Genomic DNA, 24,187 nt, shown 5'->3' with positions numbered 1-24,187 from the left:
CGCGTGCGTTTTCAGCTGTGCATGTGCAAGGGACTTCATGAAGCAAAAGCGGACTCTCGGAACGCCACGGTTGTTGGGCATTGTCTGGCCATTTATCGCCGTCGTGCTGTTCCAGGCATTGTTGGGCAGTGTCAGTCTCTACGTACTCTCGGCCGTGCGTGGTTATGTGGCCGGCGAAAGCCTGTGGTCAAAAGGCCAGAAGGACGCCATCTACTACCTGACCCTGTACGCCGACAATCGTGACGAAGCCACCTTCCTCAAATACCAGCAGGCCATCGCCGTGCCCCAGGGCGGGCATGAGCTGCGTATCGCCCTGGACCGGCCCATACCCGATCTCTCCGCCGCACGCCTGGGGATCCTCAAGGGGGGCAACCATCCGGATGACGTCTCCAGCCTGATCTGGTTGTACCTCAACTTTCGCCATTTCAGTTACCTGGAAAAAGCCATCGAGTTGTGGACCGTGGGGGATGGCTACCTGGTGCAACTGGATGACCTGGCCCAGACGATGCACCGCGCAATCACCACCCACCAGGTCAGCGGCGACGCTGTGCGGCAATGGAAAGCCCAGATCTTTGCCATCAACGACGGCGTGACGCCGGCGGCCAAGGCGTTCAGTGATGCCCTGGGCGAAGGTTCGCGATTTATCCTGCGGCTGTTGATGATTACCAACCTGGCCACGGCCCTGGGCCTGATCGCCCTGGCTTTGCTGCGCACCCATAAGTTACTGCGCCAGCGTCATGCGTTCGCCGATGCCCTGGAATTGGAAAAGGAGCGGGCGCAGATCACTCTGGAATCGATCGGGGACGGGGTGATCACCACTGATGTCAATGGCGCCATTGCCTACATGAACCCGGCGGCCGAGGCGCTGACCCACTGGAAATCGTCCCAGGCCCAGGGCCTGCCCCTGGCTTCGCTGTTCAATTTGCTGGATGAAGATGCCCAGCCCGATGGATTTACCCTGATCGAGCACATCACCAAAGGCCAGCTCAGCGGTGGCAGTGAACACTCCAAAACCATTCAGCGCCTGGACGGCAGCACGGTCTCGGTGACCCTGGTGGGCGCGCCGATCCGTAGCGCCGGCAAGGTCAGCGGGGCGGTGCTGGTGCTGCACGACATGACTCAGGAGCGCCAGTACATTGCCAATCTGTCGTGGCAAGCCACCCACGATGCCCTGACCGGCCTGGCCAACCGCCGCGAATTCGAATTCCGCCTGGAGCAGGTGTTGCAACAGGCCGCGCGCCAGCAAAGTGGGCGCCACGCCTTGATGTTCCTCGACCTGGACCAGTTCAAGCTGGTCAACGATACCTGCGGGCATGCGGCAGGCGACGAACTGCTGCGCCACATCTGCGCCTTGTTGCAATCGGACCTGCGGGAGGGTGACACGCTGGCGCGACTGGGCGGCGATGAGTTCGGTATTTTGCTGGAGAACTGCCCGGCGCCGGTGGCGGAAAAAATCGCCGAAAGCCTGCGCCATACCGTGCAAAGCCTGCATTTTGTGTGGAAGGGGCGGCCGTTCATGACCACGGTCAGCATTGGCCTGGTGCACCTCTCACACGCGCCGACCACCTTGGAGACATCGCTGCGGGCCGCCGATATGGCGTGCTACATGGCCAAGGAAAAGGGCCGCAACCGCGTGCAGGTCTACCATGCCGATGACTCTGAGCTGTCCTTGCGTTTCGGCGAGATGGCCTGGGTGCAGCGCCTGCACATGGCCCTGGAAGAAAACCGTTTCTGCCTGTATGCCCAGGAAATCGCAGCCTTGGGCCATACCGACCCCGGTAACGGACATATCGAAGTCCTCCTGCGCCTGCATGATGAGGCCGGTCGGATCATTCTGCCGGACAGCTTTATCCCGGCAGCCGAACGTTACGGCCTGATGACCTCGCTGGATCGCTGGGTGGTTGAGAACGTGTTCAAGATCATCGCCCGCTGCATGCATGAGCGTCCGGGCCAGCCCATGGCCATGTGTGCGATTAATCTGTCGGGAATAACCATTGGCGATGACGATTTCCTAGGGATGGTCTGAAGTAGCCATGTATTTCCCCGGCATACCACCTAGCGCAACTTTTAAACTCGCCAAATGATCAAAAAACAATCAATTCGACGAGTATTTCTTACGTTTTCGCCACCCGGACCCCACTCCGGTGGCCATTTCCCGCATTACAGGCGCACCTCTCCTGCATTCGTCAGTAAATGTCGGCGCGCCATCCACAGGTTCGACAGAGCGAACAGTGTCACCAGTTGCGCCGTGTTTTTGGCCAAGCCGCGAAAGCGCACCTTGGTGTAACCGAACTGGCGCTTGATTACCCGGAACGGATGCTCGACCTTGGCGCGCACCTGAGCCTTGGCCTTTTCAATCTTGCGCTTGGCTTTGTACAGCACGCTGCGCTTATCGAGTTTTTTGTAGGTGCTGCGGCGTGCCGCCACCTGCCAGATAACTTCACGTCCTTCATGCTCGGGCCGCTTTTCGACACCGGTGTAGCCTGCATCGGCGCAGACCACGTTTTCGTCGCCATGCAGCAATTTGTCCACCTGGGTGACATCCGCCACATTGGCCGCCGTGCCCACTACGCTGTGCACCAGACCCGATTCGTCATCGGCGCCGATGTGGGCCTTCATGCCAAAATAATACTGGTTTCCCTTCTTGGTCTGGTGCATTTCCGGGTCGCGCTTGCCGTCCTTGTTCTTGGTCGAACTGGGCGCATTGATCAGCGTTGCATCGACGATGGTGCCCTGGCGCAGCGACAGGCCGCGGTCGCCCAGATAGCCATTGATGACAGCGAGGATGCCGGCCGCCAGCTCGTGTTTCTCCAGCAAGCGGCGGAAGTTGAGAATGGTGGTTTCGTCGGGGATGCGCTCCAGGTTCAGCCCGGCAAACTGGCGCAGGATCGTGGTTTCGTACAGCGCTTCCTCCATCGCTGGATCGCTGTAGCCGAACCAGTTCTGCAGCAGATGCACACGCAGCATCGCCATCAACGGGTAGGCCGGACGGCCACCTTCACCTTTCGGATAATGTGGCTCGATCAAAGCAATCAAGCCCTTCCACGGCACCACCCGATCCATCTCGATCAGGAACAACTCCTTGCGGGTTTGCTTGCGCTTGCCAGCGTACTCGGCGTCGGCGAAGGTCATCTGCTTCATCGGGAAACTCGGTGGGTGGGGTCGCGGTATTTTGCCAAATCAGAAAGTCTTTTTCAGAGTTTCCCTAGGGTTTCTACGTGACAAATTCGCGGCTTACAGCATTCCTGCGGAAATGATTTGTTTTGAAATAACTGAGACCAGCGCTATTGCCAATTTGGGTAGTGCAATTCGCTTTATTAATGAACTCAAAGCGTTAGGTTGCCATTTTTCACTCGACGACTTTTGTGCCGGAATGTCCTCATTCGCTTATCTGAAACATTTACCTGTAGACTTCCTGAAGATCGATGGAAGTTTCGTAAAGGATATGCTGGACGACCCGATTAACCGCGCCATGGTCGAAGTGATCAATCACATCGGCCACGTCATGGGTAAGCGCACAATTGCCGAGTTTGTTGAAACACCGCTCATTGAACAGGCGTTACTCGAGATTGGTGTGGATTACGCTCAGGGCTACGTGATTGAACGCCCGCAGTTGTTTACCCCTGATAGCTTGCAGTGTCGACCTGTGCGGCCGCAGCCCCTGTTATTCAAGGCGCCCGGCACATTCCGCTGAAACATTTGCTGGTCTGTACAATCACACTTAAAAAGGAGCCTTACAGTGATCGACACCTTCAACCGAACCGGCCCGCTTATGGAAGCCTCAAGTTACCCCGCCTGGGCACAACGACTGATCCAGGACTGTAGCGAGAGCAAGCGCCGAGTTGTCGAGCACGAACTGTACCAGCGCATGCGTGATAACACGCTCAGCGCCAAGACCATGCGCCATTACCTTATTGGTGGCTGGCCAGTGGTTGAACAGTTTGCCTTGTACATGGCACAGAACCTCACCAAAACCAAGTTTGCCCGTCATCCTGGAGAGGACATGGCGCGGCGGTGGCTGATGCGCAACATTCGCGTGGAACTGAACCACGCCGACTATTGGGTGCATTGGGCCCGCGCCCATGGCGTCAGCCTCGAAGAGTTGCAAGCGCAGAACGTACCGCCGGAGTTGCATGCACTGAGCCATTGGTGCTGGCACACCAGTTCGGCCGATTCGCTGATCGTGGCGATTGCCGCGACCAACTACGCAATCGAGGGGGCGACCGGGGAGTGGTCCGCGGTGGTATGTTCCACCGGCGTCTACGCTGCCGCCTTCCCCGAGGAAGACCGCAAGCGCGCGATGAAATGGCTGAAGATGCACGCCCAGTACGATGACGCCCACCCGTGGGAAGCGCTGGAAATCATCTGCACCCTGGCCGGGATGAACCCGACCAAGGCGCTGCAGGCAGAGCTGCGCCAGGCCGTGTGCAAGAGCTACGACTACATGTACCTGTTCCTGGAAAGCTGCATGCGCCTGGAGAAAGACAAACCTGCGGTCATGGCGGTGCGTGAACGCCCGGTTCGCGTGGCCAGCGAAGCATAAGGTCAGCGTGATGGCGGGGTCATTACCCCGCCATTGCCAAGCGGTTACGGCCTTCGCGCTTGGCCACGTACAGCGCATTGTCGGCCCGGCGCAACAGGCTGTCGGCAGACTCACCCGCCAACAAGGTCGAGCAGCCCAGGCTCACCGTCAATTCGATGCGTAGGTCATCCGCCCAGTAGTCCTGGGCCTGCGTCGCCTGGCGCAGACGCTCGCCAACCATCGCCGCGGCATCCCGGCCGGTGTTGGACAGCAGGATCAGAAACTCTTCCCCGCCAAACCGAAACACCATGTCCACGTTACGCAACTGGGCCTTGATCGCTGCGGCGACCGCGCGCAGCACGTTATCGCCGGCCGCATGCCCATGGGTGTCGTTGATCTGTTTGAAGTGATCGATGTCCAGCATCAGCAACGACAACGGGTTCAGGTGCCGCCGCGCCATATCGATTTCCCGTTGCAGGGTCTGGTCCATGGCGACGCGGTTACCGGTCTGGGTCAGCGGGTCGCGTAGCGCACTGCGGGTGGCGGCGCGGTAGAGCAGGGCGTTGCGCATCGGGTAGAGCAGGGTGGCCAGCAGGGATTCGAGTTGGCTCAGCTCTTCTTCCACCAGGCGTTGGTTGCGGCGGAACACCAGTTCACCCAAGTGCTCGCCTTCGTGACTGAGGGCATAACTGACCGAATGATGGCCGCGATGACCAAACTCCAGGCGCAGATCACTGGCCTGGTGGCGGTACAGCAGGGCATCAAGGGGTACCAGACGCTGGATCTCGCGAAAGAACAGGCCGAGGATACGCTCCGGTTCCAGGCTGATCTGCAATTGCTGACCCAGTTGCTGGCGAAGCTGGACAGTGGTGGTGGGGCGGCGCGGCAGAGAGGTTGGCTGGCCAAAGCCCAGGCGTTGCAATTTGGCCGTGTCGAAGTCGATTGCGTGGGTCTGGGTGGGTGTTTTCATAAGCAATCGGCCTCTAAGCACTTAGCTGTCTTACAGGCTCGATGAGAGTGGCGAGTGCCAAGCGTCTTACTGTTCCTTCAGTTCCGTAAAACATTGGAAACAGTTTAGACCGCTTTGTCATGGGTTATAACCCTTGGGCACTGCCGCACGTCTTGTCATCGCTTAACCTGCGTGGGAAGGGTTAGAGCGAGATTCATGCCACTTCGTTTAACTTAATTAAACTCCTTATAAATCAATGGCTGTTTTTAACACGTAAAACAGCCATTGCCGTATGACGCCGGTTATTTGGCAGGCTGAACCAGCGTGGTGGGGTCAATCTGGTCGATCGCGGTGACGCCCGTCAGCGTCATGGCCACGCGCATCTCCTTGGCGAAGATATCCAGCAGGTTCTCCACGCCAGACTGGCCCTCGGCGGCCAGCGCATACGCCGTCGAGCGTCCCAGCAGGCAAGCCTTGGCCCCCAGGGCGAGCATGCGCACCACGTCGAGCCCGGAGCGAATGCCGGAGTCCACCAGCACCGTCAGGTCATCGCCCACTGCCTGGGCAATCGGTGGCAACGCCTTGGTGGTGGACAGCACACCGTCCAGCTGACGCCCGCCATGGTTGGACACCACGATGCCATCGGCGCCGAAACTCACCGCATCCTTGGCGTCCTGCGGGTCGAGGATGCCCTTGATGATCATCGGGCCTTTCCAGAATTCGCGAATCCACTCCAGGTCTTTCCAACTGATCGAGGGGTCGAAATTGTTCGCCAGCCAGCCCACGTAATCTTCCAGGGTGGTGGGTTTGCCCAGGTACTTGGAGATATTGCCCAGATCGTGAGGGCGGCCGAGCAAGCCGACATCCAATGCCCATTGCGGTTTGGTCACGGCCTGCAACATCCGCCGCGTCGATGCATACGGCCCGGACATGCCCGAGTGCGCATCGCGGTAGCGTGCGCCTGGGGTGGGCATGTCGACGGTGAACACCAGAGTTGTCACGCCGGCGGCCTGTGCCCGTTCCAGGGCATTGCGCATAAAACCGCGATCCTTGAGCACATAGAGCTGGAACCAGATCGCTTGCGGGCTCTGGGAGGCCACTTCTTCAATCGAACACACCGACACCGTCGATAAGCAAAACGGGATGCCTTTGTTCGCCGCTGCCTTGGCGGCCTGCACTTCTCCGCGTCGCGCGTACATACCGGTCAGGCCCACTGGGCTGAGGATGACGGGCATAGCCAGTTCCTGGCCGAAGACGCGGGTCTTCAAACTCAAGTTATCAACGTTGCGCAAGATGCGCTGGCGCAGGCCGATCTCGGCCAGGTCCGAGCCGTTGGCGCGCATTGTGTGCTCGGCGTAGGCGCCACCATCGATATAGTCGAACAGAAAGCGCGGCAGCTTGCGCTTGGCGGCTGCGCGGTAATCGGCAGCAGACGAGATGATCATTTAGGGTGACTCCACGGGCAAGGTGGCGCCACGATAAGCAAACATCTGGCATGATAAAAACAACTTTTATCACTACTACCCAGTCGCTAAAGGAATGCTGATGAACCTGCGCACATTGCGTGCCTTTGTCGAAGTGGTGCGCCAGGGAGGGTTCTCCCAAGCGGCCGATGTGGTGTCCCTGACCCAATCCACGGTGAGCAAGGCGGTCAAGACCCTGGAGGAGGAACTCGGCGCGCCATTGCTCAATCGCCTTGGCCACCGGAACGAACTCACCGCCGCCGGCGAAATTGCCTACCGCCGTGCCCTGGTGCTGCTTGCCGAGCACCATGACCTCGTTGCCGAGATCAACGACTTGCGCGGCCTCAAGCGCGGTGTGCTGCGCATCGGCCTGCCGCCGGTAGGATGTGGCGTGCTGTTCGCGGCGATGTTCACCACCTATCGCAGTCGCTATCCAGACATCGATATCGAACTGACCGAGCACGGCAGCAAGACACTGCGCGAATGCCTGGAAGCCGGTGAGGTCGACCTGGCGGCCCTGCTGCTGCCGGTGGACGAGGGGTTCGATTACCAGCCCGTGCGTCATGAACCACTGATGGCGGTACTGCCCATGGGCCACTCACTGGCCCAGCGCACTCGCATCGATTTCACCGACCTGGCGGATTCACCCTTCATCCTGTTCGAAGCCGGCTTCGCCCTGAACGCATTGATCATGGCTGCCTGCGAGCGCAAGGGCGTAACGCCCCGAGTCACCGCCCGCAGTGGCCAGATCGACTTTATCGTCGACCTGGTAGCGGCCGGCCTGGGCGTCGCGTTCCTGCCCCGCATGCTGGCGCACAAGCACCAACACGCCGGCATCGCCTTGATCCCCCTGGACGAGCCCCACACCGACTGGCACATCGCCCTGGCTTGGCGCGCCAGTGCCCACCTGCCACCGGCGGCACGCGCCTGGCTGGATTTGGCCAAGGAAATGGCCAGCCCGACGCAGTAGGACGTCACCGGTCATCCGAATGAAACCGGCCAAATGCTACGTAATGCTTGACTTCTCCTTTTCAATCAGTAACATACGGCGCATTCCGCGATAGCTCAGTTGGTAGAGCAAATGACTGTTAATCATTGGGTCCCTGGTTCGAGTCCAGGTCGTGGAGCCAGATAGAGAAAGCCTGCAGCGATGCAGGCTTTTTTTTGCCTTGGATTTCTCCGAGGTGATCAAAGCGCACAGCGTGACCAGCATGACGCCGTCTCTGATCCTATGATTCAGAGGTCAGTACCATGAAAGTCGCAGCAGTCGTTTCAACCAAAGGCGGACGGGGTAAGACCACGGTGGGCGCCAATCTAGGTGCGTTCTGCGCCGACGCAGGGATTCGTACCCTGTTCATTGATCCATTCCAGTGATCCGTTCAATCAGCTGGGAAATTTGTTGTTCCATGCTGCTGACGGGTGCCTTCGTCTCAAGAACCTGTTGCCGGCTTTCGAGCAGGACTTTGATCTGATTTTGATCGATACCCAAGGAGCACGCTCCATTGTGTTGGAGATGGCCTTGCTTGGGGCACAAATGGCTACTTCCCCATCCCCCCCCCCGATATGCTGACTGCCCTACAGGGCGCAGGTGTTCAAGTGCTGCTACTGGTGCCGACCGTGCCGCATGAAGCCTTTGAGTGGGATTCTGTGATTTTTTGCTTAAGTACATGATGTTAAACAGCTTAATTTTTCAGGCTGAAACTGATCATGTGTCACAGCTGAACAAAGTTATACATTTAATTGACGCCAATAAAACGCCACCATAAGATCGCCGCAAATTGATGGCATAGTGCCATGTAGAGGGATCTAGCAATGTGGCGTTCGGTACCCCGGACCAGGCTCAGTCTGCTGTCCGCTTTTTTTTGCCTGGGTTTCGCCGGGACGGCTCAAGGCGCGACCCCGCAGGATACGCCGGGCGTCACTGATCTGATCCGTGATCGTCAGGATCGCCTGCTCGAAGAGCAACAGCGCCGCCTCGAAGAACTCAAGGACCTGCCCGGCAAAGCCGCCGCGCCTGCCAAACCGACGGCACCGGCGGACACCCGCTGCTTCGCCATCAACACCATCGAACTCATCGGCGCCGACGCGCTGTCCGAAGGCGAGCGTGATCGCCTGCTCAAGCCCTATATCGGCCAGTGCCTCGGCGTACCGCAGCTCAATGATCTGCTCAAGGTCATCACCGACTACTACCTGGCCAAAGGTCTGGTCACCAGTCGTGCCTACCTGCCGCAACAGAACCTCTCCAGCGGCAATCTCAAAGTGCAGGTGGTGGAAGGGCGCCTGGAAGGCATGAAGGGCGCCGAGGGCAGCGGTATCACTGATCGCCAGCTGTTTATGAGCTTCCCAGGCAAACCAGGCGCTCTGCTCAACCTGCGCGAGATCGAGCAGATGGTCGACCAACTGAACCGCCTGCCATCGAACCAGACGCAGATGGAATTGGCCCCCGGCAAGGAAGTGGGCGGCAGCGAAGTGCTGGTCAAAAACACCCCGCAGAAACCCTGGCGCGTCGGCCTGTCACGCCACAATGGCGGCCAACGCAGCACCGGTGAACAGCAGTGGGGTGCCAGCCTCGATTGGGACAATCCGCTGGGCCTGGCCGACCAGCTCTCGCTGCGCGGCGGCCACGATGCGATCAGCGATCACCAGAAAACCTCGCGCAACTCGATGCTCAACTACAGCCTGCCGTTCGGCTGGTGGAACCTCAATTACACCTACAGCGAAAGCGAATACCGCTCGCTGGCCCAGGCCAGCGGCTTCAACTTCAAGCAATCGGGCGACAGCCAAAACCACCAACTGCGCCTGGAGCGGGTGATCCACCGCGACGCCCTGAGCAAAACCTCCCTGAGCACCGGTGTGGCCTACCTGCGCACCAACAATTTCATCGAAGACAGCAAACTCGCCCTGAGCAGCAACCGCCTCAGCGAAGCCCAGTTTGGCATCAACCACGGTCGACGCATTGGTGGTTCGTTCCTCAACATCGACCTGGGCATGCAGGACGGCATCGGCGCCTTCGACGCCCAGGCCAACCACAACCCACGCCCCGGCCAGGCCGATGCGCGCTATCGCAAATACACCGCGACCCTGAGCTACCTGTACCCGTTCAAGCTGTGGGGCGAGTCGTTCAGTTTCAGCAGCCTGATGACCGGCCAGCGCAGCGAAGACGTGCTGTTCAGCCCGCAACGCATGAGCCTGGGCGGGCAGTCGTCGATTCGTGGCTACAAGGATCAAAGCCTGTCCGGCGACAGCGGCGGCTACTGGCGCAACGACCTGCGCTGGAGCCGCCCGGTGACCTGGGCCTGGATGCAGCCGGTGTTCAGCGAATACGGCACCAGCCTCGGCTACGACCAGGGCGTGATCAGCCATGGCCGCTACAACGCCGAACAGCACGGGCGCATGACCAGCAACTCCGTGGACTTGTTCGCGCGCGGCCAGAACGTCGCCGCCACGGTGACCTTTGCACACTCTTTGGAACGCCCGGGGCCGATCACTGAACGTGAAGCGCCGATCTATTTCCGCCTGGATTTCTTTCTTTAAATTTTTACTGCCCCTCGGGCATCGAGAAAACACATGGACGTTCGCCAGTTCGCCTTCCTCGCGCGCCAACCTTCTGCGGCCTTGAAAAGTCGTTCCAACTTCCTGGGGTTGCCCAAGCGTGGCTTGGCGTTGGTGCTGGCCAACGCGATGTTCTGGCAACCGTTGCTGGCCCAGGCGGACGGGATTGTGGTCAGCGCGCCGGGGACGACGCTCGGTCAGGCGGGCAATGGCGTGCCTATCGTCAATATCGCGGCGCCCAATGGCAACGGGCTGTCGCATAACCAATTCCAGGATTACAACGTCGGCCAGCAGGGCGTGATCCTCAACAACGCGACCGGTCGGACCCAGTCGACCCAGTTGGGCGGGATCATCCTCGGCAACCAGAACCTCAACGGCACAGCAGCCAGCGTGATCCTCAACGAGGTCAACGGCGGCAGCCCCAGCCAGTTGCGTGGCTACACGGAAGTGGCGGGGCAATCGGCCCACGTGATCGTTGCCAACCCGTACGGTGTCACCTGCGACGGCTGTGGCTTCATCAACACCCCACAGGCCACGCTGACCACCGGCAAGGCCGTCATCGAAAACGGCCAGATCACTCGCTACCAAGTCGACCAGGGCAGCGTCGCCATTGAAGGTGCCGGCCTGAATGCCAGCAACGTCGACCAGTTCGAAATCATCACCCGCTCGGCCAAGATCAACGCTGAGATCCAGGCCAAGAACCTGACGATCATTGCCGGTGCCAATGACGTCGACGCGAAAACCCTCAAGGCGACTGCCCGCGCCGCCGATCCGGCGAGCAAACCGCAACTGGCCATCGACTCCTCGGCCCTGGGCGGCATGTATGCCGGTGCGATCAAGCTGGTCAGCAGTGAAGCCGGTGTCGGGGTGAAACTCGACGGCAAGATGGTCGCCAGCAGCGGCGATATGCAATTGGATGCCAGCGGCAACCTTAGCCTGGTTGATACGGCGGCGGCCGGCGCGGTCAACATCAAGGCCGACAACCTGCAAGCCAAGGGGCCGGTCTACGCCGGCACTACCCTGGACGTGAAAACCCAAGGTGACCTGACCAGTCAGAACAACCTTGTCGCCAAGGACCGCATCACGCTCACCAGCGGCGGCCAGTTGCGCAATAACGGCATCATCGAAAGCGGGGTCAATGCCGATAACACCCGTAATGCCACGGGCGATGTCAGCATCAGTGCACAGAGCGTCAACAACACTGGCAAGAACATCATCGCCAGTCGTGACCTGGTTGTTAACGCAACGCAGACCCTGACCAACCAGGGTGGCACGCTCAGCGGACAAACCACCACCCTCAATGCCAAGACTCTGGACAATCAGAACAACGGGCGTGTGCTGAGTGTCAGCGCGCTGAAGGTTACGGCCGATGAGGTGTTCAATACCCTGGGCGTGATCACCAGCAGCGGTGACTTGACGGCCAATGTCGGGCACTTGAACAACCACAACGGCGAGCTTTCCAGCGCCGGGAACACCACGGTGAATGCCTCCTCGCTGGATAACAGCGATGGTCAGGTGACCGGTGACGTTGCGCTGAATATCGGCTTGATCGGCGCCCTGAACAACCAGAACGGGGTGTTGGGGTCCGGTCAGCGTGTGAGCATCACTGCCGCCAGCCTGGACAACAGCCATAACGGCAGCCTTGTCAGCGATGGCGGCTTGACCGCCCGCATTGCGGGCCTGTTCGATAACCAGAACGGTGACCTCAGCGCCAAAGGCGCGGTCGACCTGCAGACTGGCAGCCTCGATAACCGTAATGGCAGCCTGTCCGGCAAGGACCGACTGACGCTGCGCAGCGACTCGCTGGACAACCGCACCGGTAACGTACGTGCCACCAATGACCTGCAACTGAATGTCGGGCAACTCGATAACCGCCAAAAAGGGCTGCTCAACAGTCAGGCGGCGATCAATTTCACGGGCACTCAACTGGACAACCGCGGTGGCTTGTTGAGCGCAGTCGGGCCGATGCGTCTGGACGCCGCCAGTACCGATAACGGCGGCGGTCGCATTGCCAGCCAAACCAATCTGATCGCCAATGTTGCGCAGTTCGCCAACCAGGGGGGCGAACTGGTCGCTCAGGGCGCGTTGACCCTGAACGGCAAGGTACTGGATAACCGTGGCGGTGGTCTGGTAGGCGCCACAAAAGCGCTGCAACTCAACGTCGATGCAGTGGACAACCGTGGCGGGGAAATCTCCAGCGCCGTCGATGTCAGCCTGCAAGGCTCGCAACTGAACAACAGTGATAACGGCAAGATCCTCGCCGGTACCGATCTGGCCCTGCGCGTGGCACAGATCATCAACCAGACCAAAGGCCAACTGTTCAGCAAGGGCGCGACCACGGTTTTCGGACAGAGCCTGGACAACAGCGGTGGCAACCTTGTCACTCAGCAAGGTCTGGATATTCGCCTCGATAATGCCCTGAGCAACGTCGCCGGTCTGATCAGCAGTGAAGGAACCCTGGCGGTCAATGCAGGCAGTCTCGACAGCACTGGTGGTAACTTGTCGAGTGCCGGCGCGCTGGCGCTGACCACCAAGGGCGTGTTGAAAAATCAGGGCGGCTCGATCAGTACCGACGGCACCCTGACCCTCAATAGCGCCATCCTCGACAACAGCCGAAAAGGCCAGATCAGCGGTAAGAATGCGACGGTTGTGACAACCGGTGTGTTCGACAATACCCAGGCCGGGCAATTGATCAGCGGCGACACCCTTGACCTGAGCGCCACTCAGGTGAGCAACGGTGTTGCTAGCCGGATTGCCAGCGACAAGGCGTTGACCGCCAGCGTCACCGGTTTTGATCAGCAGGGCGGTCAACTGTTCAGCAAAACCTCCCTGAGCCTGGACCTGAATCAGGGGCAGTTGAACAACCAGAACGGCTTGATCAACGCGCCGTTGCTGATGCTGAAAAACCTCAAGGACATCAACAATCAGGGCGGTGAAATCTCCAGTGCCCAGGCATTCGCGCTGGACGCTCGTAACCTCGATAACGGCAACGGCAAGTTGATCAGCAATCAGGGCCTGACCCTGCGCCTCGAACAATGGCTGACCAGCGTCAAGGGCCTGATTTCCGCCCAGACCCTGGACCTGCAGAGCGCCCGTCTGGACAACACGGGTGGTCTGATCAGCAGCCGCGGCACCCTCGGGGTAACGGTAGGCGGTCAGGTCGTCAACCAGGGCGGCACCCTGATTGCAGACGGGGATATGCAGATCAGCGCTGACAGCCTGGACAACAGCGATGGCGGTCAGGTAGTTGCGCAGGGCGCGCTGGCGCTGACAGTCGATCATGTCATCAACCGCGCCAAAGGCCTTTTGTCGGGCAAGACTGACCTGACGTTGATCGGGCAGGATCTCGACAACAGCGGCGGCTCGCTGTTGAGCCAGAAAAACCTCAAGGCCGGACTCTCCGGCGATCTGACCAACAGCCAAGGCCTGTTGAGTGCTGAAGGCCGGTTGGACGTGACCGCAGCCAGCCTGAGCAATACCCTCGGCAGCCTGTCTGCGGCAGGACCGCTGACGCTGACCACCACAGGCGTCGTGCTGAACCAAGGCGGTGTGATCGTTACCGATGCCGGCCTCGTGCTCAACAGTGCCAGCCTCGATAACAGCAACAAAGGCAGCATCAGCAGCAAAGGTGCGGTGCGCGTGAACACCGGTGTGCTGGATAACAGCCACAACGGGCGGCTGAACAGTGGCGACACGCTGGACCTGACGGCTACCCAACTGACCAACCAGGACAGCGGTCGAATTGCCAGTTCCGGCGCCCTGACCGCAAACGTCACTGGCCTGGATCAACAGGGCGGTCAACTGTTCAGCAACACCGCCCTGACGCTGGACGTGAACCGGGGTCAACTGAATAACCAGAACGGGTTGATCAGCGCGCCGTTGCTGATGCTCAAGAATCTCACCGACATCAACAACGATGGCGGTGAAATCTCCAGTGTCCAAGCGTTCAACGTGACGGCTCGCAGCCTGAACAACAGCAATGGCAAGTTGCTGAGCAATCAGGCCCTGACCCTGCGCGTCGATCAGGCGCTGGCCAACCTCAAAGGGCTGATAGCTGCCGCCACACTCGACGTCAAGGCCGGCAGCCTGGACAACAGCGGCGGCACGCTGACCAGTCGTGCCAATCTGGACGTGAACCTCGACGGCCTTCTGAATAACCAGAATAAGGGCCTGATCAACGCCACCAACGGCCTGACCATTAACAGCCGCGGTATCAATAACCAGAGCGGTTCACTGTTGGGCAGCGCAATTGCCATCGATTTTGGTGCGGCCACAGCAGACCTGGACAACAGCGGCGGCCTGATCACCACCGCCGGCGTGTTGAGCATTCAGCACTTACGCGACCTGAGTAACCGCAACGGCGAAATCTCCAGCACGCAAAGCCTCGACCTCAGCACGCGGGCACTCGACAACACGGGTGGGAAGCTGATCAGCAGCAACGTGCTGACAGTGAATGCCGACGCCGTGGAAAACCTCGGTGGCTTGCTGTCCGGCTGGCAGGGCCTGAGCCTGACCAGCAACCACCTGGATAACCGCAACAAAGGTACGCTGTCGAGCCGCGATGGCGATGTTTCCGTTGCGGTCAGCGGTGCGGTACTCAATAGCGGCGAAGGCGCAATCGTCAGCCGCAAAAACCTCAGTCTCAACGCCGTGGACCTGGATAACAGCAACGGTGGTGTGATCTCCAGTGGCGGCGCCCAGACCCTGACCCTCAGCGGTCTGCTGACAAACGCCCAAGGCGGTTTGATCGACAGCGATGCGGCGTTGGTGATTCAGGCGATGATGCTGGGGAATGCCGGCGGTACCGTCAACGCCCAGCAGGGCCTTAGCTTCACCGGCACCGCGCTGGATAACACCGGTGGCAATCTGGTCGGCAACGCGGCAGTGACCCTCGACTTGCTCGGCGTGCTGACCAACACCAATGGCAAACTGGCCAGCGTCGGCCCGCTGCTGGTTCAGCGCTCCACGCAAATCGATAACCAGGGCGGCCAGCTCGCCAGCCAAGGCTTGATGACGCTGCTCACTGGCGGCCTGGACAACCGTAATCGGGGCACCGTTGCGGCTAACGATCTGCTGACGATCACTACACCGGGCGTGGTGCAGAACGACGCCGACGGCCTGATCTACAGCCAGGGCGGTGACCTGCAAGTCCAGGCCGGCAGCCTCAGCAATGGCAAAGGCACGCTGCAAAGTCAGGGGGCGCTGACCCTTACCACAGGCGCGGATATCAATAACCAGAGTGGCCGGATCATCGCCAAGACCGGCGACCTGAGCGTCTCCGCCGGCAATGTCGATAACCGCGGCGGCGTGCTCTCCAGCCTGCAATCGGCCTTCACTGCTCAGCTCACCGGCGTGCTGAAAAATGGCTATGACCTGAACAATAACCGTCAGGGTGGCGTGACCCAGGCACAGCGCTTGAACCTGACCGCCTTGGGTGGCATCGATAACTACGGCGGGCGAGTGTCGGCGCAAAGCGGTGACGCGATCATCACCACCGGCAACTTCGACAACCGTAACGGTGGCCTGTACGCCAAAGGCAAGATCAACGTCACCGGCAACGATTTTGACAACAGCGGCGACAACGATGGCCAGATTGCCGGTCAGCAGATCGACCTCAACCTCAGTGGCGCACTGAACAACCGGCTGGGCATCATCGAAAGCGACAGCACCCTGGCAATCAAGGCCGCGAGCCTCGATAACCAGACCGGCCAACTGCGTGTTCTGGGCGGCAGCGGTAATACCGACTTCCAGATTGGCGGGCTGTTTGACAACCGCAATGGCACCCTGGAAAGCGCCAACACCAACCTGAGCCTGGCGGCAGGAAGCTTTCTCAATGATGGCGGCAGCTTGCTGCATGTGGGCGACGGCACGTTCGACATCTCTACCGCCAACGTCACGGGCGCCGGCGGCTCGATCGTCACTCGCGGCGGCCTGACGCTTAACGCCGACAGCTGGAGCAACAGCAACGTCATCCAGGCCGCGCGCCTGAACGTCAACGTCAATAACTTCACCCAGACCGCCAGTGGCCAGCTGTTGGCGTCCACCAGCCTCGTCGGTAGCGGCGGCAATTGGACCAACGATGGCCTGATCGCCAGTGACGGTGCGCTGAACCTGAACCTCGGTGGCACATACGCAGGCAATGGCCGGCTCAGTAGCCTTGGGACACTCGGGCTGAGTGCCGGGCAAGTGAGCTTGAACGCCCCTTCGAGCATCGCCGGCGGCGGAGACACTACGGTGTCAGTCGGCGGCCAGCTGAACAACGTCGGTCGCCTGACCTCGGCGACCAACCTGATCGTCAACGCCGGGGGCATCAACAACCAGGGCACGCTGGGCAGCGGTCAAGGGCTGACCGTGACCACTGGCGCGCTGGTCAACGACCACGGCCTGATCTTCAGCGGCGCCGACATGAGCCTGCGCCTCGACACACTGAACAACAGCTACGCCGATATCTACAGCCTGGGCAACCTGAGCATCGACCGCGACGGGCAGGGCGGTCTGGCAACCAGCGTGATCAACAGCTCGTCGAGCATCCAGAGCGATGGCAACCTGAGCTTGGCCGCCAGCACGCTTCAGAACGTGCGTGCCGTGCTGACCACCAGTGCCGGTGGCATTTACACCGCCTCCATCACGGAGTATCCGTGCATAGAAAGCCCGAACTATGCGGGTGACTGCAGCGGCAAGCAAAACCACCTGTGGCAGATCGACCAACGCGAAAAACTCGAGGTGACCGCTGCCAGCGCCGGTTCCAGCATCACCGCTGGGAAAAACCTCAATATCGCAGGCGGTGATGTACTCAATGCAAGCAGCACCATCGGTGCTGCCGGCAACCTCAACATTACCGCCAACAACCTGACCAACAGCGGCGTTGAAACCGGCGAAACCGAAACCTGGCGGCTGTTCGTGTCCGAGCGCACCCGCAATGCCGGTATGTGGTACGACGCTGCGGCGGCGTTCAACAACCGCTATGCCATTGGCGGCGCGGGCTACAACCCCAAAGACCTGAGCGGCCTGGTTGGCGCCATGTCCTCGTTTATCGGCATGACCGAGCAAGAGCGCACGGTGTTGCGCCGGGTCACCAAGATCAGTACGGGTGACCAGACCTACGCTGCCGTGATTCAGGCGGCAGGCGCGGTGAACATAAAGGCCCAGGACGGTATCGACAACCGTGTGGCGCGGCCCGGTTTCACCTATGTAGGTGCGGGTGCGAAAACCACCACTGGCAGTGCCGGCGCCAGCGGCGCGGGGGCGTTTTCGACGCGAGTTACAGTCAATCAACAGCTGCCACCGAACCTCGCCCAGCAGCAGGTGAATCCACTGACCTTACCGGGTTTCGCACTGCCCACCGGGCAGAACGGTTTGTTCCGCCTGAGTGGTCAAGGCAGCAGTACTCCAGTGGCCAGTGGCCCGCAAAGCTGGACCATGGGCAGCGCCAGCGTCAACCCGACCCAGCGTCAGCAAGTGCTGCCCAGCGTCCAGCCCCCGAACATTCAACTGGGCAACGACGCTCAGGCTTCGGCCAGCGGCGTAGATTTGACTGCGGCAGGTCATCAGGCGTCAAACGTCAACGTGGGAGCCAGCGCGATTAACGTCAGCCCACCGGCTGCCAGCGCTGAGGGTTCTGCACTGCCAGGCCGGTCCACGGCATTTACCATTAATCGTGTCCAGGGCTTGCCCGCCAGCAGCGGTCAGTCCACCCCCCATAAATACCTGATCGAAACCAACCCGGTACTCACCGACCTCAAGCAGTTCATGAGCTCGGACTACCTGTTGTCCAACCTCGGTTACAACCCGGACCAAAGCGCCAAGCGCCTGGGTGACGGTTTCTACGAACAGAACTTGATTCAGCAAGCCGTAGTCGCCCGAACCGGCCAACGCTTCATCGATGGCCAGACCTCCGACGAGGGCATGTTCAAGTACCTGATGAACAACGCCGTCGCCAGCAAACAGGAATTGAACCTGCAATTGGGCGTCTCCCTGACCTCCGAACAGGTCGCGGCACTGACCCACGACATTGTCTGGATGGAAAACGCCGAGGTGAACGGCGAGCAAGTGCTGGTGCCGGTGTTGTACCTGGCCAACGCCAACAATCGCCTGGCCGCCAACGGCGCCCTTATCCAAGGCAGCGACGTAACCCTGATCGCTGGTAAGGACCTGAGCAACGCCGGCACGTTGAAAGCTTCCAACAACCTGTCGGCGACGGCTGGCAACGACCTGGTGAACAGCGGTCTGGTCGAAGCGGGCAATCGTCTCGATCTGCTGGCCGGCAACAACCTGATCAACAAGGCAGGCGGTGTCATCGCCGGCCGCGACGTCTCACTGACGGCCGGCCGCGACGTGATCAACGAACGTACGGTCACCACCCACGAAAGCGGCAGCAGCTACCGAACCGAACGCACTGACTTCGTCGATAACGCCGCCCGCATCGAAGCCGCCAACAGCCTGACCGTCAACGCCGGGCGAGACGTCAACAACGCCGGTGGCGTGCTCAAAAGCGGCAAGGACACCACGATCAGTGCCGGACGTGACGTCAACCTTGTCTCTGCTGAACAAGTCACCAGCGGCGTGCGTGGTTTGTATACGAGTCAGGGCATTACCCAATACGGCTCGACCGTCGATGCCGGGCAGGACTTGAAAGTCAGCGCTGGCCGCGATGTCACCGCGATTGCCAGTCGGCTTGCTGCCACGCGCGATGTGAGCATGAGTGCGGTGGGTGATCTGACCCTGGCTTCGGCGGCGGATGAGCAGCATTCGTATGGTAAGACCAAGAAGGTGACGAGTCAGGAGGATCACACCCAGCAAGTCGCGACCAGTGTTTCGGCGGGTGGCAATGTGGTGCTGGCAGCTGGCAAGGACTTGGGGTTGATAGCCAGCAAGGTCAGTGCAGGGAATGAGGCCTACCTGAGTGCGGGCGCCAACCTGACGTTGCAAGCGGCGGCCAATGAAGACTACAGCTTCTACAGTAAGGTCAAGAAAAGCTCGTCGGGTAAAAAGAGTCGACTGGATGAGATCGCCAGTACCACCAATATGGCCAGCTCGGTCACCAGTGGGATGAACAGCACGCTGGTTGCGGGTAATGATCTCATCGTCAAGGGCAGTGAGGTCGCCGCCGACAAGGGCGCAGCCAAGCTAGTCGCCGGTCATGATGTGCAGATTGTTGCGGTCACCGATTCCAATAGTGCTCGGCATGAAAGCAGCAAGAGCAAAAGCAGCTGGGGTGGGTTGAAGTCGAGCAAGGTTCAGGATGCGGTTTCTGAGACGCAGACCATGGCAAGGGGCAGCATTATCTCGGGTAACACCGTGGATGTGGCGGCTCTGCATGATGTCACGGTGAGAGGCTCCGGACTGGTCAGTACCCAGGACCTGAAGGTGCAGGCCGGTCGTGACCTGGTGATTGATGCGGCGCAAAACACGTTCACTCACAGTGAAATGCACAAGCAGAAAAATCGAGACCTGACCGGTGTGCTGACGGCCAACAACCTGGGCATTGATGACATCACCGGCAATCAGCATCTGTCCATCAGCAGCCAGAACCATACCGGTCAGTCCGCTCAGACCACATTGACCGGCAGCACCGTCGGTTCGAGCCAGGGCAATGTTGTGCTCACTGCAGGGCGTGAGCTGAGCGTAATCGCCAGCGATCTGGTCAGTACCAAAAACATGAACCTGACGGGGGCCAACGTCAACATTGCCGCTGGCATGGAAAGCGCCAGCCAGAGCAGTACCGACAAGTCCAGCAGCCTGGCAGTGGGCCGAGTGGTTGGCGGCGCTGTCGTGGATACCTTCAACTCCATCCGTGGCGCCATCAAGGCGGCGAACAACGCCGATGACCCCAAACTCAAGGCTGTGAAGCTGGCGCAGGCCGCGCTGGCTGCTTACAACCTGAACGGTATGAGTGATTCGGTTTCCGAGGGCATCAAGGACTACGCCAACAACAAAGGCGGTTCCAGCAATGGCTCATTAATAAAAATCGGTACTGAAACAGCGCTGACCCACAGTAAAAGTACTAGCGAATATGAAAGCCAGACGGCCAAGCAGAGCTCGCTCAACGTAGGCCAGGCCCTTGCTATCGAAGCCACGGGAAAGGCACTGGGCACGGTAGGTGATATCCATGTCATCGGCAGTAGCCTGAAGGCGGCCGAGACTGCACTGATCGCCAAGAACGACATCATTCTGGAAAGTGCGCAGAACACCGCTGACTGGGCAAACAAGAACTCCAACAACAGAACGGCCATAGGCGCCAGCTTCAATATTGGTCAGCAGAATGGTTTTACCATCGACCTGGGTGCTCAGATCGCCAAGGGCATGGGTAATGGTAGTTCGGTCACTCAGGTCAATACCACGCTGGATAGCGGTGCACTGACGTTGCACAGTGGCAAAGACACCACCCTTGATGGCGCGCAGGTGCGAGCCAACAAGATTGATGCACTAGTCCAGGGCAACCTGAATATCACTTCGCGCCAGGACTCCGAAACCGAAAAGAACAAGCAGGGCAGTGCGGGTGTGGGCGCCAGTATCTGCATTCCGCCGATCTGTTATGGCGCTCCGGTGACGGCATCGGCCAGCCTTTCCGCCGGCAACATGAAAAGTAACTACCAGGCTGTTACGGACCAGAGCGGTCTGTTTGCGGGCAATGGTGGTTACAACATTGTTGTCGGCGCCAACACCACGCTTAAAGGGGCAGTGATTGCCAGTGATGCGACGGCCGACAAAAACCTGCTCAGCACCGACCGATTGATAACCAGCGACATCAAGAACAAGAGCGACATCGAGAGTTCGTCTGCCAGCGTCAGCGGTTCCGCCAGTTATGGAGGGGCGGGTGGATCGGCGGCTTCCTTGGGCGGCCTGTTCGGCATGTCGCTCAATGAGTCGGACAGTAGCAAGACCCGAAGTGCGGTCAGCGAAGGCACGATCATTGTACGTAACGCCGAAGGAGCTAACGACCTGGTTGGCTTGAACCGTGACACCGCCAATGCCAACGAAAAACTGGATCGCCCTGACAAAAAGGCGATTGAAGAGCGCATGGAGCTGATTCGTAGCTCTGTGGAGTTGGTCAATGGCATCTCGGATGCAATTGCCACGGCCAAGATGAAGGCCGCCAAGGATCCGAACAGTGATGAGTCGAAGGCGGCACGTCAGCAGCTACTGGAGAAGGGCACCGCCAATCCGACTCCCGATCAGATCGATCAACAGGTCAGTCAGAACTATGGCGTCGGTAGCAGCTTCAAGAAAGCGTCTCAGGCGGTCAGCGCTGTTGTCCAGGGAATCCTGGGTGGGAACATTGGTGGTGCGTTGGCTGGCGCCGCTGCGCCCTATGTGGCTGAAAGAATCAAGAAGGCTACCGGGGACGACGACGTCGCGAACCTGATGGCACATGCGGTGTGGGGAGCGGTACTAGCCAAAGCTCAAGGTAACTCGGCGTTGGCGGGCGCTGCGGGAGCAGGTATTGGTGAATACATCGCCAAACAGTTGTATCCGAATAAACCTGTTGATCAATTAACCGAGTCGGAAAAGCAGACGATATCGGCTCTATCAACATTGGCTGGAGGACTGGCGGGTGGGCTGGCCGCTGGAGGCTTGAACAACGCGATTGCCGCTGCAGGGACCGCTAAAAACGCGGTCGAGAACAACCATCTGAACCCGATCGAAGACGCCTCCCTGGAGATAATGCGAAAGGAGTACAACTCGTCGTGCGTGGGAGTTTCGTCAGATGAATGCACAAAACTGAAGGCTGATATTGAGGCTTTGTTCAAGAAGGCCCAAAGCATACTTAAAGACGAAACCATCAGCTTGGCAAGTGATGCGACCTGGGACTCCAAGCTGGATCACAAACCTGGCGACATCGTCATGTGCAAGACGTCCTATACCTCGTTCTGTGTAGTTACAGATCAATTTGTGAAAACCGCTGACGGTAACGAGTGGTATCTGAAGCCGGCGACCGTCGAACAGGCATTGGAAGGACGAGCGAATCAGGAGAAAATGGCGAGCGACCTGAAAGCGTCGCTTAAGCAGTTTGCTGATGATTCTTTCAGTGAAGGCTGCGGTGGGATGGGCCTAATTGGCATTGGATGCCAGCTTTCGATGGCATTTGGTGTCACTAACCCGGTTACAGAGGCCAAAGCGACTACTGGAGAGAGAATTGGTTGGTTTGCGCAAGCGCTTCTGAATATAGTGGGGCTGAAGGCTGCTGTTGGTGGTGCTGCGGCGGAAGGTGCAAAAGGGACTCCTGCTTGGGATAACGCTATATCTAAAGCTGACGGAGACTTCGGGTATCTCCCGCCTGTCCGGCAAAACTATGTTAAAGATGTTTACGACTTACAAGGGGCTGTGGACAAGATGCGTGCTAGCGGTGCAAGCGCAGAAGACGTTGCAAAGTATGCATATGGCGCAAGAAACGAGCTGAAAATGAAGTACAGGGAGTATACACCTCCGGAAATGCTTGATGTCATTGATGCAAGAAACTTGGAGCGATATGGCAACAAGATTGGACCCGCATTTGATGATCTAGTTAAAAAAGGTAAAACTTTTGATCAGATAATTGAAAGTTCTACTCGGGCTGGCGGTGGAGACCTTTTTCAATGAAGAGATTTATTGATGATAACGTTTATGCTCTTGGCCGTATGAAATCTGGAAGGTTGTATGCGGAGCTGATTTCTGATGTGGGCTGGGAAGGTTTCCCTAACTATGCGGAGGAGTTCATTAAGCTGTTCTCTGGCAGTATCATTAGTAAAAATGATTCTGTTGATACTAGAGTTTGGGGCGTGATTATAAAAGGTCAGTCCCTGCGATTGGTTTACGAAGACTTTCCCGTGATGATTAGTTTGGAGTCGCAAAGTGAAGGGGGGGACCGATTTGTCGAGGAGCTAAGAGAGATTTTGATAAGCTAGGTTAGTCCTTCGGCGCAAAAGATGTAGTACCTGATCCAGGTAAGACCGCTGTATATTCTTCGACGGCTGAAGACGGCACTGTACAGTATGTTGGTATTACCGATAATCTTGAGGCGCGGTCAGCGGCACACTTATCCCAGAAAGGCATTGAAATTGATGCAATACCAGGTCTTCAGAATATATCTCGCAGTGATGCAAGGGCAGTTGAGCAAGTGTTGATCGAATACAACGACTTAGGTAAAGATGGCGGCTCATTGATCAATAAGATCAACAGTATCTCCACAGCTAATCCGATTTATGCGGAGTCTCTCGCTAGAGGTGCCGCTCTTTTGAAATCAATTGGATATCCAGGGTTTAAATAATGATCAAAATTGGAGATGTATTTGCCATCGCAACTACGAGTGGAAAAGCATATTTCCAGTTTGTGAAAAAAATCCCTCCTATGGGTTCTTTAATCCGTGTCTTGCCAGGTACGTATCATGACGAACCAGATTTGGATGTCTTGGTAGAGGAAAAAACAAATTTCTGGATTTTTTTTCCTGCCTCGGCAGCTCTGAAGCAAGGAATTATCCAAAAAGCTAATAGTTGTACTGTTCCAACGCACTCTAAGGAGACCCCAACTTTCCGTGCTGGAGTAGTGGACCCTTCAACTGGGCGTGTCGATGCTTGGTGGTTTTGGAACGGGGAGAAAGAATGGAAAGTTGGCGAAATTACAGAAGAGCAGCGGAAGTTTCCTATACGTGGAACATGGAACGACACTCTATTGGTCCAGAGAATTGAAGAGGGCTGGTTGCCGGAAAAGGATAGGCGTTAACTC

Annotated in this window: 9 protein-coding genes, 1 tRNA gene and 3 pseudogenes; 10 read left to right on the top strand and 3 right to left on the bottom strand. The window is 58.6% G+C overall.

Features of this window, described 5'->3' with window-relative positions:
• Positions 1-37 precede the first annotated feature (37 nt).
• Positions 38-2,014 (top strand): annotated as a pseudogene (locus AB7933_RS23530) (diguanylate cyclase domain-containing protein); the annotation flags it as partial.
• Positions 2,015-2,160: 146 nt separating this feature from the next.
• On the opposite strand, the gene AB7933_RS23525 reads toward AB7933_RS23530, so the two are convergent.
• Complete coding sequence (locus tag AB7933_RS23525) at positions 2,161-3,141, bottom strand: IS5-like element IS1384 family transposase (protein ID WP_010466230.1); 981 nt, start codon at positions 3,139-3,141, stop codon at positions 2,161-2,163.
• 64 nt (positions 3,142-3,205) lie between these two features.
• On the opposite strand from AB7933_RS23525, the pseudogene AB7933_RS23520 reads away from it, so the two are divergent.
• A pseudogene (locus tag AB7933_RS23520) lies at positions 3,206-3,694 on the top strand (EAL domain-containing protein); the annotation flags it as partial.
• 78 nt (positions 3,695-3,772) lie between these two features.
• On the top strand, positions 3,773-4,543 hold the full coding sequence (locus AB7933_RS23515; protein WP_205896045.1) for a TenA family transcriptional regulator: 771 nt from the start codon (positions 3,773-3,775) through the stop codon (positions 4,541-4,543).
• A gap of 22 nt (positions 4,544-4,565) precedes the next feature.
• Here the strand turns inward: AB7933_RS23515 and AB7933_RS23510 are convergent, their stop codons facing one another.
• Entirely contained in the window at positions 4,566-5,492 is a 927-nt protein-coding gene (locus AB7933_RS23510) for a GGDEF domain-containing protein (protein ID WP_041160986.1), read from the bottom strand.
• Between the two features lie 281 nt (positions 5,493-5,773).
• Positions 5,774-6,916 (bottom strand): FMN-dependent L-lactate dehydrogenase LldD, encoded by a 1,143-nt coding sequence (gene lldD, locus AB7933_RS23505; RefSeq protein WP_024076601.1) that lies wholly within the window; start codon positions 6,914-6,916, stop codon positions 5,774-5,776.
• A 100-nt stretch (positions 6,917-7,016) separates the two neighbouring features.
• On the opposite strand from lldD, the gene AB7933_RS23500 reads away from it, so the two are divergent.
• The 7 genes and pseudogenes from AB7933_RS23500 to AB7933_RS23470 all read left to right on the top strand — a co-directional run bounded on the left by AB7933_RS23500 (position 7,017) and on the right by AB7933_RS23470 (position 24,184).
• Positions 7,017-7,904: a LysR family transcriptional regulator gene (locus tag AB7933_RS23500; protein ID WP_024076600.1), complete on the top strand. Its 888-nt coding sequence runs from the start codon at positions 7,017-7,019 to the stop codon at positions 7,902-7,904.
• 84 nt (positions 7,905-7,988) lie between these two features.
• Positions 7,989-8,064: transfer RNA gene (locus AB7933_RS23495), tRNA-Asn, on the top strand.
• Between the two features lie 121 nt (positions 8,065-8,185).
• Positions 8,186-8,492: pseudogene (locus AB7933_RS23490) on the top strand (ParA family protein); the annotation flags it as partial.
• A 254-nt stretch (positions 8,493-8,746) separates the two neighbouring features.
• Positions 8,747-10,468 carry a ShlB/FhaC/HecB family hemolysin secretion/activation protein gene (locus AB7933_RS23485; RefSeq protein WP_024076598.1) on the top strand — a complete coding sequence of 574 codons (1,722 nt, stop codon included), beginning with the start codon at positions 8,747-8,749 and terminating at the stop codon, positions 10,466-10,468.
• Positions 10,469-10,501: 33 nt separating this feature from the next.
• Positions 10,502-23,065 (top strand): hemagglutinin repeat-containing protein, encoded by a 12,564-nt coding sequence (locus tag AB7933_RS23480; RefSeq protein ID WP_024076597.1) that lies wholly within the window; start codon positions 10,502-10,504, stop codon positions 23,063-23,065.
• Complete coding sequence (locus AB7933_RS23475; protein WP_024076596.1) at positions 23,062-23,370, top strand: DUF3630 family protein; 309 nt, start codon at positions 23,062-23,064, stop codon at positions 23,368-23,370. Before AB7933_RS23480 ends, AB7933_RS23475 begins: the two co-directional genes overlap by 4 nt.
• 361 nt (positions 23,371-23,731) lie before the next feature.
• On the top strand, positions 23,732-24,184 hold the full coding sequence (locus tag AB7933_RS23470) for a hypothetical protein (protein ID WP_024076595.1): 453 nt from the start codon (positions 23,732-23,734) through the stop codon (positions 24,182-24,184).
• The last annotated feature ends 3 nt before the right edge of the window (positions 24,185-24,187 follow it).

It is taken from the genome of Pseudomonas gorinensis, assembly GCF_042015035.1.
Lineage (GTDB): Bacteria > Pseudomonadota > Gammaproteobacteria > Pseudomonadales > Pseudomonadaceae > Aquipseudomonas > Aquipseudomonas gorinensis.
This window is presented reverse-complemented; position numbering and strand designations above follow the sequence as displayed.

Bases quoted from the DNA above. Each gene is read 5' to 3' on its own strand.
- AB7933_RS23525 (WP_010466230.1), bottom strand. From the start codon at position 3,141: ATGAAGCAGATGACCTTCGCCGACGCCGAGTACGCTGGCAAGCGCAAG.
- AB7933_RS23515 (WP_205896045.1), top strand. From the start codon at position 3,773: ATGGAAGCCTCAAGTTACCCCGCCTGGGCACAACGACTGATCCAGGAC.
- AB7933_RS23510 (WP_041160986.1), bottom strand. From the start codon at position 5,492: ATGAAAACACCCACCCAGACCCACGCAATCGACTTCGACACGGCCAAA.
- lldD (WP_024076601.1), bottom strand. From the start codon at position 6,916: ATGATCATCTCGTCTGCTGCCGATTACCGCGCAGCCGCCAAGCGCAAG.
- AB7933_RS23500 (WP_024076600.1), top strand. From the start codon at position 7,017: ATGAACCTGCGCACATTGCGTGCCTTTGTCGAAGTGGTGCGCCAGGGA.
- AB7933_RS23485 (WP_024076598.1), top strand. From the start codon at position 8,747: ATGTGGCGTTCGGTACCCCGGACCAGGCTCAGTCTGCTGTCCGCTTTT.
- AB7933_RS23480 (WP_024076597.1), top strand. From the start codon at position 10,502: ATGGACGTTCGCCAGTTCGCCTTCCTCGCGCGCCAACCTTCTGCGGCC.
- AB7933_RS23475 (WP_024076596.1), top strand. From the start codon at position 23,062: ATGAAGAGATTTATTGATGATAACGTTTATGCTCTTGGCCGTATGAAA.
- AB7933_RS23470 (WP_024076595.1), top strand. From the start codon at position 23,732: ATGATCAAAATTGGAGATGTATTTGCCATCGCAACTACGAGTGGAAAA.